We start from the raw sequence: 13,327 nt of genomic DNA on the forward strand, positions 1-13,327 counted from the left end.
TGGGTGATTCAACTACAGAATTGATGCTACCATAAACATACATTAAAAATACATGTTTATAAACAGGATTATACTTTAGGGGTAAATTTGTGCTTCAGCGTAAGGTTAGGTATAAAGCAAATAGTGACCGAAAGAAATAAAGACAGGAACGCAATAAGATGTACATATTTGGCTATGGCAGCTTGATCAATTCTGCCTCGCGAAAGTTGACAGGACAAACCGGAACAGCGATTCCAGTCATCGCTCACGGACTGGTTCGCTACTGGGGCAAAATCGATGACACTTACACCTTGTCTCCATTGGTCGTTAACGAAGGCCAAGGGCAGGTCAATGGTGTGTTACTTGAAGTCAATGATGAAGCTTTAGCAGAATTTGATCGCCGAGAACGTGGCTATCACCGCATTCAGCTTCGCCCCGATAAAATTGAAACAGACTTGCCATTTAATCCCGAACACACTATTTGGGTCTATATAAAAGATGAACCACTGCCACCCTGTTCAAATAGCCCAATAATGCAAAGTTACGTCGATACCGTTTTGGCGGGTTGTCTGGAGGTTTCCCACGCTTTTGCTGAGCACTTTGTTAGGCATACCCTGGGTTGGCAACACGCAAAAGAGAATGATCGCCATCAACCAAAGTACGGCAATCTCGCGGGTGTCCAAGATCATCACTATGAGTTGATTGACGCGCTAATCGCTCAACATGCTTAGTTTCTGTACCTAATAGTGCAAAGCTTTTTTAACTCTCGATAAAGATGAAGCTCTTGGTCAGGAATCTACTACCTCTCAGATGGGTATAACGTTTACAGTGTAATAAATTCAATATTTACATAAAGTAAACGTTCAACAACACATAAAACACAAGGCCAAATTGCACTGGTTACACATCGGGTGTTTAATACTTTCAGTCAAATGTTCTCGTCCATAAAGGTCAAATATGGCAACCATCAAAGATGTTGCAAAAGAAGCCGGTGTATCGGTCGCCACCGTCTCTCGCGTAATCAATAAATCACCAAAAGCGAGCCAAAATTCGATTGATGCTGTGACACAAGCTATGAGCAAATTAGGGTATCGCCCTAATGCCGCAGCCCGAGCATTAGTTAGCCAGAGCACCAATACTATTGGTGTACTGGTAAGCGATGTATCCGATCCGTTTTTCGGTACCTTAGTAAAGTCAGTCGACAACGTAGCACGTGACAACGGAAAGCACATTTTGATTGGCAATGGTTACCATAATGCGGACGACGAACGCCGGGCTTTAGATTTATTGGTCAACAGCCGCTGTGATGCTCTTGTCATTCACGCCAAAGGCCTCTCTGACGAGGAATTGATCGCCTACGCTCAGGAAGTAAAAGGGATGGTTATCATCAATCGCCATATTCCACAATTGGCCGAACGCTGTATTTCACTCGATAACCGCAAAGGTGCCTTCTTGGCCACTGAATATTTGATCCGTCACGGGCATCGCAAGATCGCTTGTATCGCCTCTTCTCACGACATCGAAGATACCGACGAACGCCTGCAAGGTTATCAAACGGCACTAAAAGAACACGGCATTGAGCTGTCAAAAAGCTACATCGAATATGGTGAGCCAAACAGTGATGGTGGCGAAGTAGCAATGACCAACCTGCTGACTAAGTCGCTCGAAATAACGGGGGTTGTCGCCTATAACGACTACATGGCCGCAGGAGCTTTAGCGACATTGGATCAAAACGGTATTGAGACCCCACAACAAGTCTCAATGGTGGGATTTGATGACGGATTAATTGCTCGTTTTGTCCATCCAAGCTTAACCACCATCCGCTATCCTATTGAAATGATGGCAGAGCGCGCTACTCGTTTAGCATTAGCGCTTTCTCGTAACGAAAAAGTTGAAGATGAGACGATCATTTTTAGCCCTACGTTGGTTCGCAGAGATTCAGTGGCAAAATTATAATTGAGCAACAAGAACTTACCGCACTAGGTTAAGGTCGCGCGTTGTGTCTACGGGAATGGTACATGGCAAAATTAAAAGACATTGCAAACGAGGCTGGTGTATCGCTCGCGACGGTATCGCGTGTTTTAAATAATGATCCGACATTAAATGTAAAACAAGAAACCAAACGTCGTATCTTAGACATTGCGCAAAGACTCGAATATCGGGTCAAAAGTTCAAGGAACTCTGCCGGAGAGAGTAAACTAAGGCATCATTTCTTAGCCCTGTACGCTTACTCACAGGGAACAGAAGGTACTGACCCTTACTATTTGTCTATTCGTCACGGTATTGAACGCCAGTGCGAGAAGCTCGGTATTACTATTACCAACTGCTATAACAGTGAATTGGAACTCGATACTCAGAAAGTCACGGGAATCCTTTTGGTTGGCGACATAGAACAAAGGATTATCAATAAGTTACCCAAGCGTTTAGAAAACTTCATTTGTCGTGTCGATGTCTTAGAGCAAACTTGTCCATATGACTGTGTTAGTGCCGATCTCGTTCGGATAAGTAAACAAGTTGTCGATTTTTATGTAAATCAAGGCTATGAGCGAATTGGATTTATAGGTGGTCAGAGCCAAATAGATTCGACTGATAGCCGAAAAAATACGTTTGTCGAATACGCCAGCCTAAAAGGTTTAGTCGCAGATTCTGATATCTATTGCGGCGAAGGTTCAAGCCAGTCCGGATATGACTTAGGTAAAGAAATGTTGGCTAAAGGTGATTTTCCTACTGCCATATTTATCACCTCAGACACGATTGCGATCGGGGTTTTACGCGCTATCCATGAGTTCGGATTACGCATTCCGCAGGATATTGCTGTGATCAGTATGAACGATATTCCAACCGCCAGTTTTACCTTCCCTCCTCTGTCAACCGTACGTATTCACTCTGAAATGATGGGGGCTCAAGGCGTTAACTTATTATTTGAAAAACAACGTGATGAGCGTAAGTTACCTCTTCAAGTCTATGTTCCTAGCGAGCTAATTTTACGCGACACGACCAAACCAGGGTAAACATTCTCACCGAGAAGTAATCGTTTCTGCTACTAACTTTCTCAACCAGGTGCCTTTCTCATCATTTGCACGACTGGTATGCCACAGCATAGAAATATCAAAATCCGCCACCACAATAGGTGGCTGAACCTTCACTAAATCATCAGAAATACCTTCAGCCAGCGCCATTTTTTCCGGCACTATCGCGATGAGGTCTCGCTGTTTAAGTAAATGACGAATAGTAAGAAAGTTACGCGAAGCCACGGTGACCTGACGGCTCAAACCAAGCTCTGCGAGCTTTTGGTCTACTTGTGTCTTTAAGCTTCCGTCTGGACTAACCAATGCTTGCTTGATGTTGGCAAACTCGTTGACAGATAACTCAGCCTTACCGTTCAACACCTGCTTGTCACATAAACAAACGTGTTTCTCGGTATAGAGGTACTGACTAGAAAAATCCTCTTCAAGAGCAGGTATGCTACCAATCACAAGATCTAACTTATCTCGCTCCGTTCGTTGCATGTAATTACTTCGATCCACATTAATAAAGCTGATTTTCGCGTCAGGTGCTTGCCTGTGAATTTCATCATAAATGAACGGAGCAAAGATGAATTCGGCGTAGTCAGTTAAGCCTATGCGACACACACCCGAGTAACTTTCCGGCTCAAATACTGGCTTGGTCAGCAGCTCTTTGGCGATGGAATCCAACAGCGTATGTACGGTTGGCGCGATATTGTGTGCATGCTCTGTAGGTTCCATTTTGTGACCTTTACGCTCGAATAGAGGATCATCAAAAAGTAACCGTAAACGAGACAAACTATGGCTCATCGCGGATTGGCTAACACAGCTATTCTCAGCCGCTAAACTGACACTCCGATAGCGATATAGGTAAGAAAATGTCACCAACAAATTTAAGTCAATATTGCGCCATTGGACTTCGTCTTTCACTAGAACACCAATCCCACTTCATTCATAAATTAAATTCAGATTATCAATTTGAGTCATTTTAAACCACTCGATAAACTAACAACATAAAAATTCTATTCAGATAAATAGGCTCCACATGTTCACCATTTTTAAAACTTTCTTCTTGCTGGGTTGGTTTAGCTTCGGTGGCCCTGCTGCTCATATTGGTTATTTTCGGCAGACTTTCGTCGAAAAGCTCAAATGGCTGGATGACAGCGAATACGCCCAAATCGTTGCATTGAGCCAATTCTTGCCCGGTCCTGGCTCAAGTCAGGTGGGATTTGCATTGGGATATAAACGTGGCGGTTTAGCAGGAGCGTGCGCGGCTTTCGTTGGCTTTACATTGCCTTCAGTGCTCATCATGCTGGTATTAGCCATGGTGAGTAGCCAAGTCACCGATACGGCTCTGTTTCAAAACATCGTACACGGCTTAAAGTTGATGGCCGTTGTGGTGGTGGCCGATGCAACATGGGGAATGTACAGGAACTTTTGCCAAACTAAGCTTACGGCTGGGTTATGTGTCGCAACTGCGATCGCACTTTTGCTCGTGCCGGGCGTCACTACTCAGATGCTGGTGTTACTTATCGCTGGTGTGATCGGCGTACGCCACTTAAAAACAAGCTCTGATGTACCAAAAGAACCATTTAAACCAAGCTTCACACCCTTGGTGATCTTTGCCGTGCTGCTTTTAGGGTTACCCCTTATTACCCATACAGTACCGATGTTAGGTTTGTTTAACGACTTCTTCCAAGCAGGGAGTTTAGTATTCGGTGGCGGTCACGTGGTACTTCCCCTATTAGAAAATATCCTTGGCGACCAAATCAGCCAGGATGCATTTTTAACCGGCTATGCAGCTGCACAAGCCGTACCTGGACCTATGTTTACGTTCGCTACGTATATAGGCTATCAACTATCGGATACACCCGTGATTGGCGCATTAGTTGCTACACTGGGTATCTTCCTACCAGGCTTCTTATTATTACTTGGCGTATTAAAAAACTGGCAACAACTGGCAGCGAAACCCGCAGTTTCCGGCGTTGTAAGTGGTGTCAATGCTTCTGTTGTTGGCCTGCTACTAGCAGCACTTTACCAACCCGTATTTACCAGTGCCGTCGCAGCACCAATCGATATTGCTTTGGTTATCGTTGGCTTCTATTTGCTTAAAAAGTTGAACGTTTCGATACTGTGGATGATAGTGTTTTTTGTTGGGAGTTCGATTTTTAACTAAAAATTGAGCACCATTATTCCTAACGGTGCTCATCAATATAGGTTCAAGTAACAATTTTAACTGTCGAGGAGATACTCTTTACTGTAGGAATGCTTTAGACGTATCTCTATCAGCCCTTACCATAGCTAATGCACGTTCTAAGTTTTCATTCGCTTTTGCATAGTAGGATGGACTCTGATCGATAGCCTCTTGTAGGTAAGGAATCGCTTCTCCAGGCTGTCCCCTTAGAATTAGGAAATAGCCTACGCTGTTTAATGCTTCAGATGTAGACATGTGCTGTCCAAAAATACCTAACGCTTTACGTGGCTCCCCTTGAGCTATAGCGATTAAACCCAAATTATTAATCGCTTTTTCATTACTATTATTTAAGTTCAAAGCGGCATTAGTAAAATAAGATGCTTTTCCGTAATCACCAACCATATAATAAGAATAACCAAGGCTTACAAGAGCCCTTGCATTATAAGGTTTAATGTCTAGTGCCTTGCGTAAGAATGCTTGAGCTATTTCATGCTTATTATTGATATCATAAAGAACGCCTAAACCTACATACGCATTGACAGGTGATTTTTCGTCATACCTTAGAGGTAGAATACCCTCGCTAGATATGTTACTGACTGTTATATTTCCCTGGCCTCCAAGACGCAACTGATCTGCATTTAGAGCACGTAAATAATAACTTAGCCCAACATCTTTACGGCCTTGCTTGGTGTTGAGTTTTCCAAGCTCTTCAAGTGAACCAATATGATTTGGGTTTTCAGTTAGAGAAGCTCGATATGACTTATCGGCTAACTCAAAATCATTTCGTGACTCATGTATTCGTCCAATAGTATAAAGTGTCTTGTCTTTGTGAACGCCATCTTCAAACGTAAGAGAGCGTATATATTCATACAAGGCAAGGTCAGTATTATTACTCGTTAATGCAGCATCACCACGAGATATTGCTTCTTCTTCGTTAACTGGTGGTTCATCATTGGTCAAAGCCTCAACAGGTTTTCCAGAATATAAACTTTGATCGAAAGCCGCCTGTTTTGTTTCATTGTTTGCACATCCAGAAATCAATAGCGCACAAAATGTAAGCGTATAAACGTTCCACATAATATTCCCTTTCTATGTTCTTATATTAATTTATTATTTAAATGCTTCTGCTAGTTGAATCAATGAAGGCCCTATTGCAACGATAAAAAAGCAAGGCCAAATGAATAACACCATTGGAAACATCATTTTTACCGGAATTTTGGCCGCAATTTCTTCCGCGGCTTGCTGCCTCTTGTCTCTATAATCTTCGGTATATTCTCGTAAAGAATCAACCAAACTCCCACCAACTCGAGACGCGTGACTTAACATACTGACAAGTCCCATGAACTCTTCTAAACCGGTCCTCACAACAAACTCTCTCAAACTATCTGGCATAGACTTCCCTGCCTGAATTTTCATACAAACAGTATCAAGTTCATCGGCTAAGTCAGGGTGGGATATCACCATTTCGTCAGCAACACGGCGTAAAGAGGCATTAAAGCCAAGTCCAGACTCAGTACACACAACCAACAGATCCAACATGTCAGCGACACCAGAACGAATGCGATTTTGACGTTTCTTCCCCATTCTCTTGAGTATGAAGTCTGGCAAAACTAGTCCAACAAACGCACATGCAGCCATCAGAATATATAGGTTATTAGACTTTGATAATGATAAGTAAAGACCAAACGCTATTAGTAACCCTAAAATTGTTGTCAAAGATTTAATCGAATAAAAAAGTGAAAGAGCATTTTTCTGGTGGAATCCCGCATGCATTAATAGCATTCTATTGGTTTGACGATCTTTTTCATTACCACTGGCAGTAAGAGGTGCTAGAGACTCTAATGTGTTCATCACTTTTTCGTTTCTAGAAGAACTTTGAACACTTTCCCCTGTCGATATCTCTGATAACTTTCGTTTTACAGGGGAGTTGACCCCAATAATTATATATCCAACCGTCAAAACAAAAAGTACTGTTGTTATTAAAATAAACAACATAAAGAGCATATCTTGACTGATATTGAAATTTACAAGGAAGTTATTGATTATATCCATAATCACACCTCAAAATTGACGATCTTGCGAATCCACATCGAGCCGATAAATAGTGATATCATCCCTCCTATAATCATTTTTACACCGGTAGGGTGATTATGTAGGATTGCAACATATTCTGGGTCCAATATAGAAATAATTATATACATCGCGAATGGAGCTAAAACAAGTACCCAAGCAGACATTCTCGATTCAGCAGATATAGTTTTAATTTTTCTTGCGAGCTTAAACCTTTCCCTTAACACACGAGATAACTTCTCAATATTCTCTATTAGGTTACCACCTGTCTCTTTTTGTAACAGAACAGCGCTGGAAAAAGCCATCATTGATACAGTTGGCACGCGTTCTGTCAATTGCATAATAGAAAGACGAATATCATAGCCGTAATTAAGTAAACTAAACGTGTGTTGGAACTCTGGCCCGACTGGAGCAGGCATCTCTTTACCTACTTCACCAAATGCCTGGTTTATAGGTTGCCCAGCCTGGAGTACACGCTTGATAATATCGAGAGCTTCGGGAAGTTGCTCTTCAAACTTCATCAACCTATCGCCAATGCGTTTTTGAATAACGAAGTATTCCATAAGCCAGATAGCTAAAGCCATACCAATACATATATACCAAAGTTGCCCTATATACATCAGCAGTAACGCGACAATAACGCCGGAAATAAAGGATAAAAACAAAAACTTACCGAAGGTCATGTCTATACCTGCAAGTTCTAGTTTCTTTTTAAATACCTCAAATAAAGAAAACTGAACTAAAAAACGCTCAATCCCTGATAAGTTTTTAAGGGAGTTTTCCTTTAATAACGAAATACTTTCTTGATCGATATGTTTATGGCTTTCTTTAATGCGTTGAATTAAATGTCGATGTTTTACCTTTTTACCCGCAGAAGGCATTATCAACGCTTGGCTGATAAAAAATACAGATAAGAACAATAAGAGCAAAAAGAGCGGTAATTGACCTTCCATAAAGCCTCCTAGCGAACCTTCTCATTGAATATTTCAAATGGAACGTCCAAACCTCTTTTGATGAGTTGGTCATGACAATCAGGAACAATCCCCGTGGCAATATAATCACCAATCACATTGCCATTTTCATCCACACCCTGTCTTTGAAATTTAAAAATTTCTGACATGGTGATCACTTCACCTTCCATACCGTTAATCTCTTGAATACTGACCATACGGCGCTTACCGTCTTCTTGCCTATCCATCTGCACTACCAGATTTATAGCTGAAGCTATTTGAGAACGGAGGTTTTTCGTCGAGACATTCCAGCCTGCCATTGAAAACATGTTTTCCACGCGACTTAAAGCATCTCTTGGTGTATTCGCGTGTATGGTCGCCAGAGAGCCATCATGGCCCGTATTCATTGCAGATAGCATGTCTACTGCTTCACTACCCCGCACCTCACCAACGACTATTCGATCTGGTCTCATACGCAGGGAATTTTTTACTAACTCACGCTGAGATATTTCGCCTTTACCCTCGATATTTGCGGGGCGAGTTTCCAGTCTAACCACATGAGGCTGCTGAAGCTGCAACTCGGCGGAATCTTCGATGGTAACGATACGTTGGTCAGAAGGAATAAAGCCGGATAAAATGTTCAGTGTGGTGGTTTTACCTGAACCCGTACCTCCAGAAATAAGAATGTTCAATTCACCAACAACTGCCGCATTAAGAAACTTGGCCATCTCTTCTGAAAGAGAGTTAAGTTGCAATAAGTTATCCATATTAAGTCGTTCGACAGCAAAGCGCCGGATAGACACAGATGCACCATCAATAGCAAGCGGTGGGATAATTGCATTAAAACGAGAACCGTCTTTAAGGCGAGCATCCACCATAGGAGAAGACTCGTCAATTCGTCGACCCACTTGGCTGACTATTCGATCAATAATACTTCGTAGATGTCGGTCGTCTAAAAATGTGTGTGGTGTTTTTTCCAGTTTACCGAACCGTTCAACAAATATACTTTTCGGACCGTTAACTAAAATATCGGATACCGTGGAGTCCGCCAATAAAGGCTCAAGAGGCCCCAACCCAAAAATCTCATCCTCAATCTGACGAATCATTCGGTTACGCGCTTCCGAGCTCAACGGATGAGTTTGATCTTCCGCGATTAGGTGAACAACGGCTTCACGTAATTCTTCTTTGGCTCTATCTTCCTGAAGATGTGATAACAAACCTAAATCTAAGGTATCCAGTAACTTACTGTGATAGTAGTGTTTTATGGTCTGGTCATGCTCTAGCTGCTTTCGTTCAGCTTCCATCTTGCGGACCTTTTCTTCAATAGCTGAAGATTGCACGACACTATTAACACTACGCTTGGGTTTGGAAACAGGCTCCGCGTGAGTTTCAGATTTAGTATTCAGCAGTTCAGCTTGTGAAAAATTGCTGCCGACATTTTTCCTTTTAAAAAACATAGCGACTCCCTGCTAAGAAAATAATTTACCTAACCAACTTTGTGTTTGCTTATCTGCTGGCTCTTCCAACTGGTGTGATATATCAATCAGAGACGACTTAATCGCACTATTTTTCTTTGATTGCACGATTGGCTTCCCTAGGTTGGAACACTCCATCGCAATAGAATAGTTGTTAGGTACCAAAAGAAGGTCTTGGTTTGGAAACGCTTGTTCAATGTCTTTAATCGTTATCGATGTTTTCTTTTCGTAACGATTAACAACCAACCTTACCTGTCCACTGGTTAAACCATAGTCCAGTTGAAGAGACTTCAAGTAATTCGCTGCATGTTTAATTGACGTCACGTTTTGCTGCATAACCAGATAAACATAAGAGGCCGGCGCAACAACATGTTGGAACACATGCTCAACGCCATGAGACATATCGACAATAATATGTTTATAGTATTGACGTAACAAAGGGATTAAAGCACTAACCTTTGTCGCTCGATCATAATTATCTTTAATATTATCAGCACTAAAACACAAATAGTTTACACCTGAAGAGTGCTTATAAACCAAGCCATCTAATGATAAGTCATCAAGATCATTCATCGCATCAATGACATCATTAATACTGTACTTGGGCTTACTATTCAGATAATCCGCAGCGTCACTAAACTGCATACCGAGATCAATCAATAGGACTTTGCCTTTTGAATACTCAGATAACGCAATGGCAGTATTCAATGCCACTGTTGTTGCTCCAGAGCCGCCTTTAGTATTAATAAATAGAGACAATTCACCTATCTCGCTGCTTGAAGCCTTTTCGTTTGCGATATCCTCTAAAAGTGGTAGCAACTCATAAAAACCGACTTCGCGATGAAGGTAATCTGAGGCACCTAATTTTAGCGCTAACTTCAGTGATGTGGTGTCATGCTCATCACCAAAAACCACCAATGCGGTCTGATTGCGTTGCAAATTTCCTTCATTGGAATAAATGTGCGATATCTTTTGTGCCCAACTACTTCCCGCTTCAATGTAAATAACATCAGGTACTCGTCTATCACCTAAGGCAGTCACGGCTATCTTGCTTAAATCCAACCACTCAATATTAACATTTACGCATTTGGACAACTCTGATTCCATAGTACTTTTGAACTCATCGGTTGCGTAAATCACCCAAATATTGATATTAGTTTTTAGGGAATGGATGCTGTTTGTTTTAATTTCTTTATTTAATTCTACTGGTTTCAACATAACTACTCCCCGCAATCTTCTCTTTCAGGCAAACCTTCACCTTCCGGCCTCAAAACTCCCAAGCTTTCAGCAGGTAAAATGGTCTGAAATTTCGGGCTAATACCAACCGCGTTGATTAAAGCCGATAAAACAAAAAATTTGAATTCATAATCAGCTTCGGCTTTAACAAAACGAATATGAGAAAATAGTTCATTAAGTGTCTCGATATCAGCTGTAGCTGACGAAAATTCAGCAACCTCTGCGTCAGTTAGTGCTTCTATCTGAAGGTTTCCATCATCATCTTTCTCCGCTTTAATGTAACTAATTTTCAAATTCTCAGAAGAGAAGCCTGGTGGATATAGACTTTTTAGCGCAGGTAACTCCGGAATGTCATCTCGGTCAGCGATATAACATACCGTTGCTAAACGAGCCGCTCTGCGCGTGACTTCATTGGCCATCTGTATGGAATAAAAATAAAGAGCAAATTCGATAATCGCGAAAATGACCAACAATACAGCTAATGCTATCAAGGTAAATTCAACCTGAGTGACTCCCTTCTGTTTCACTATCAACCTTTTCATGGTGAAGTCCTCATTTTACTGGATGCATCGATAGTGAACTCCAAAGAGGTATCAGAAAAAGGAAGACGGCTAAAGAATGGTACATAGGTGTAACTGGCTGATACCGTCACCTCCTTTGATTCGACTGTAGGTTCAGTAATCTTTACATCTGTTTCTGTCGCATCAAGATAGCTGAGAACTTTTTCATCACCACCTGCTAGGTCTAGTTCTGGCTTACCGTATACCACCATATTTCTGATATGCTGTTTATCCGCAATACCGCTGAAGTTAAGCGTACCGTACGTATCCACTACGGCGTACCGAACGCCATTTTGCAGCGCTTTATTTATTTCGGTGTACTGGATAAACGCCCTACCAACATCAATCAACAAAACGGCAAGCATAAGCAACGCAGGCAAACAAATAATAAATTCAAGCATCGCTAGACCAGTTTGATTATTGCGACTGCCTGTAAATAAAGGAGGAGTTTTAAGCGTGTTCATATCATGACTCTCCGCTTTCCGGGTCTTTATAGAGTTGAATTTTATATGGACCAATTTTCTCTGTACTAGGATCTATTCCCGTTGAGGCGTTTTGTACTGTGCAATTCTCAAGAAATTGACCAAATATAATTGAATTGCCTATATCAACCCTTTGAGTTACAAAAAAACAACCTAACCCTAGTACTTTCACTTCCATTTTACCGCCACTTTTCGTCGTACTATCACAATCAATTATTGGCACTCGTAGAACTCTTCTTCCTTCCTCGCCAGATTGTTCATAATATTCAGGTTTACACGCCCTCTCACCTCCCATGCCTTCACAGGACTGTAACGAGTTATAGTAATCAGCGTAATAAAACGCTGTATTACCAGGGTCCTCACCATTATTATCCGCAATCTCGGCCTGCTCATACTCAGTCTTATAGTTTTCATAAGTAACATTGGATTCTTCCAGATACTTGTCAGGATTAATCGGTATCGTCTCAACTTCTCCTTCAACTTCTCCCTCAACAACTATCGGGTCGTCGCCATCAAACCTTGTATTCAGCCCTTTTGCGACAGGACCAGCACCAACCCCAGGCTCCGTCCAAATGCTTTGCCCAACCGTGATACAAGTACTTGAATTACCGGCCAATAACTCATTTACCGTGTCTTTACCTTGACCAAAATCTAAAAGGTTATAGTTACCAGCTCCAATTCCGCTCTCTTTATGACTAGGCGGTTTTAAAACGTGCACCGTATCGGCATCTTTGTCATTCTCCGCATCGTAGTTAGGATTATCCGCCGGAATATATCCCCATGCTAAATCAGTTGAAGTGGTGGTTGCACACATACCAATTGGCGATATGTTGCATGTCCGATTGATAGGTGCGCTTGGGCCAGCAACAGCGCTGGCAGATACACTTTTTCCGACACCAAAAATGCGGCTTAAAAACTGGGTTAAAGAGATATCACTGACAGCCACTCTTACATAGATGTCACCGTCACTGTCCGGCGTGAATTCATCGGCAGGAAGAAATGAACCTTTTTCTTTAGTATTAGAGAAAGTGATGGATATATCGCCAGCCATTCCTTCTTCTTCAGCAGCCAGTTCTTGGTTACCCATAGATTCGGCGAAGCTTTTCAAAGCATCTATAGCCGCAGTTTCAGCGAGTTCAACAACCAAAGAAGCATCTTCAGCATCATCAGCTACAACTGCGGATGCTAAAGCCGCAGAATCCACAGCATTTTGTAAACGAGCTTTATTGAGCACCTGGTGATTCAGGTCTATCGCAAAAGCGCCCATGCCAATTAAAATCAGCATAATTACGCTAATCAAAACCAAAGTAATCCCTTGCTGAGATCGCTTTGGCCTTATTGGATTTCTGGAGCTCATAGCCGCCTCCTAAGTGATA

Annotated in this window: 13 protein-coding genes; 4 read left to right on the top strand and 9 right to left on the bottom strand. The window is 41.9% G+C overall.

From position 1 onward, the window contains the following. Window positions 1–158: 158 nt before the first annotated feature. The 3 genes from L3V31_RS05955 to ebgR all read left to right on the top strand — a co-directional run bounded on the left by L3V31_RS05955 (window position 159) and on the right by ebgR (window position 2,990). Window positions 159–710 carry a gamma-glutamylcyclotransferase family protein gene (locus L3V31_RS05955; protein ID WP_237315204.1) on the top strand — a complete coding sequence of 184 codons (552 nt, stop codon included), beginning with the start codon at window positions 159–161 and terminating at the stop codon, window positions 708–710. Window positions 711–936: 226 nt separating this feature from the next. Further along, window positions 937–1,935 carry a substrate-binding domain-containing protein gene (locus L3V31_RS05960; RefSeq protein WP_237315205.1) on the top strand — a complete coding sequence of 333 codons (999 nt, stop codon included), beginning with the start codon at window positions 937–939 and terminating at the stop codon, window positions 1,933–1,935. Between the two features lie 62 nt (window positions 1,936–1,997). Beyond that, on the top strand, window positions 1,998–2,990 hold the full coding sequence (gene ebgR / locus L3V31_RS05965) for a transcriptional regulator EbgR (RefSeq protein ID WP_237315206.1): 993 nt from the start codon (window positions 1,998–2,000) through the stop codon (window positions 2,988–2,990). 6 nt (window positions 2,991–2,996) lie between these two features. Here ebgR and L3V31_RS05970 read toward each other — a convergent pair whose 3' ends face one another. Beyond that, the gene (locus L3V31_RS05970; RefSeq protein ID WP_237315207.1) at window positions 2,997–3,914 is read right to left on the bottom strand and encodes a LysR family transcriptional regulator; all 918 of its coding nucleotides are present in this window, start codon (window positions 3,912–3,914) and stop codon (window positions 2,997–2,999) included. A gap of 115 nt (window positions 3,915–4,029) precedes the next feature. On the opposite strand from L3V31_RS05970, the gene chrA reads away from it, so the two are divergent. Continuing rightward, a complete protein-coding gene (gene chrA, locus L3V31_RS05975; protein ID WP_237315208.1) occupies window positions 4,030–5,160 on the top strand; it encodes a chromate efflux transporter in 1,131 nt (376 codons plus the stop codon). Between the two features lie 78 nt (window positions 5,161–5,238). On the opposite strand, the gene L3V31_RS05980 is transcribed toward chrA, so the two are convergent. From L3V31_RS05980 to L3V31_RS06015, 8 genes are read right to left on the bottom strand one after another with little or no spacing between them, the layout of a single operon-like run. Next, a complete protein-coding gene (locus L3V31_RS05980) occupies window positions 5,239–6,255 on the bottom strand; it encodes a tetratricopeptide repeat protein (RefSeq protein WP_237315209.1) in 1,017 nt (338 codons plus the stop codon). A 33-nt stretch (window positions 6,256–6,288) separates the two neighbouring features. Continuing rightward, on the bottom strand, window positions 6,289–7,230 hold the full coding sequence (locus tag L3V31_RS05985; protein WP_237315210.1) for a type II secretion system F family protein: 942 nt from the start codon (window positions 7,228–7,230) through the stop codon (window positions 6,289–6,291). A 2-nt stretch (window positions 7,231–7,232) separates the two neighbouring features. Next, window positions 7,233–8,201, bottom strand: coding sequence for a type II secretion system F family protein (locus L3V31_RS05990; protein WP_237315211.1), 969 nt, complete (start codon window positions 8,199–8,201; stop codon window positions 7,233–7,235). Window positions 8,202–8,209: 8 nt separating this feature from the next. Further along, the gene (locus L3V31_RS05995; RefSeq protein WP_237315212.1) at window positions 8,210–9,655 is read right to left on the bottom strand and encodes a CpaF family protein; all 1,446 of its coding nucleotides are present in this window, start codon (window positions 9,653–9,655) and stop codon (window positions 8,210–8,212) included. 12 nt (window positions 9,656–9,667) lie between these two features. Beyond that, window positions 9,668–10,891 (bottom strand): AAA family ATPase, encoded by a 1,224-nt coding sequence (locus L3V31_RS06000; protein WP_237315213.1) that lies wholly within the window; start codon window positions 10,889–10,891, stop codon window positions 9,668–9,670. 2 nt (window positions 10,892–10,893) lie between these two features. Next, the gene (locus L3V31_RS06005) at window positions 10,894–11,451 is read right to left on the bottom strand and encodes a TadE family protein (protein WP_237315214.1); all 558 of its coding nucleotides are present in this window, start codon (window positions 11,449–11,451) and stop codon (window positions 10,894–10,896) included. Further along, on the bottom strand, window positions 11,448–11,933 hold the full coding sequence (locus L3V31_RS06010) for a TadE family protein (protein WP_237315215.1): 486 nt from the start codon (window positions 11,931–11,933) through the stop codon (window positions 11,448–11,450). The genes L3V31_RS06005 and L3V31_RS06010 overlap by 4 nt, the downstream gene beginning before the upstream one ends. 1 nt (window position 11,934) lies before the next feature. After that, on the bottom strand, window positions 11,935–13,308 hold the full coding sequence (locus L3V31_RS06015; RefSeq protein WP_237315216.1) for a Tad domain-containing protein: 1,374 nt from the start codon (window positions 13,306–13,308) through the stop codon (window positions 11,935–11,937). Window positions 13,309–13,327: the final 19 nt, after the last annotated feature.

It is taken from the genome of Vibrio sp. J1-1, assembly GCF_021728395.1.
Lineage (GTDB): Bacteria > Pseudomonadota > Gammaproteobacteria > Enterobacterales > Vibrionaceae > Vibrio.

Bases quoted from the DNA above. Each gene is read 5' to 3' on its own strand.
- L3V31_RS05955 (WP_237315204.1), top strand. From the start codon at position 159: ATGTACATATTTGGCTATGGCAGCTTGATCAATTCTGCCTCGCGAAAG.
- L3V31_RS05960 (WP_237315205.1), top strand. From the start codon at position 937: ATGGCAACCATCAAAGATGTTGCAAAAGAAGCCGGTGTATCGGTCGCC.
- ebgR (WP_237315206.1), top strand. From the start codon at position 1,998: ATGGCAAAATTAAAAGACATTGCAAACGAGGCTGGTGTATCGCTCGCG.
- chrA (WP_237315208.1), top strand. From the start codon at position 4,030: ATGTTCACCATTTTTAAAACTTTCTTCTTGCTGGGTTGGTTTAGCTTC.
- L3V31_RS05980 (WP_237315209.1), bottom strand. From the start codon at position 6,255: ATGTGGAACGTTTATACGCTTACATTTTGTGCGCTATTGATTTCTGGA.
- L3V31_RS05985 (WP_237315210.1), bottom strand. From the start codon at position 7,230: ATGGATATAATCAATAACTTCCTTGTAAATTTCAATATCAGTCAAGAT.
- L3V31_RS05990 (WP_237315211.1), bottom strand. From the start codon at position 8,201: ATGGAAGGTCAATTACCGCTCTTTTTGCTCTTATTGTTCTTATCTGTA.
- L3V31_RS05995 (WP_237315212.1), bottom strand. From the start codon at position 9,655: ATGTTTTTTAAAAGGAAAAATGTCGGCAGCAATTTTTCACAAGCTGAA.
- L3V31_RS06000 (WP_237315213.1), bottom strand. From the start codon at position 10,891: ATGTTGAAACCAGTAGAATTAAATAAAGAAATTAAAACAAACAGCATC.
- L3V31_RS06005 (WP_237315214.1), bottom strand. From the start codon at position 11,451: ATGAAAAGGTTGATAGTGAAACAGAAGGGAGTCACTCAGGTTGAATTT.
- L3V31_RS06010 (WP_237315215.1), bottom strand. From the start codon at position 11,933: ATGAACACGCTTAAAACTCCTCCTTTATTTACAGGCAGTCGCAATAAT.
- L3V31_RS06015 (WP_237315216.1), bottom strand. From the start codon at position 13,308: ATGAGCTCCAGAAATCCAATAAGGCCAAAGCGATCTCAGCAAGGGATT.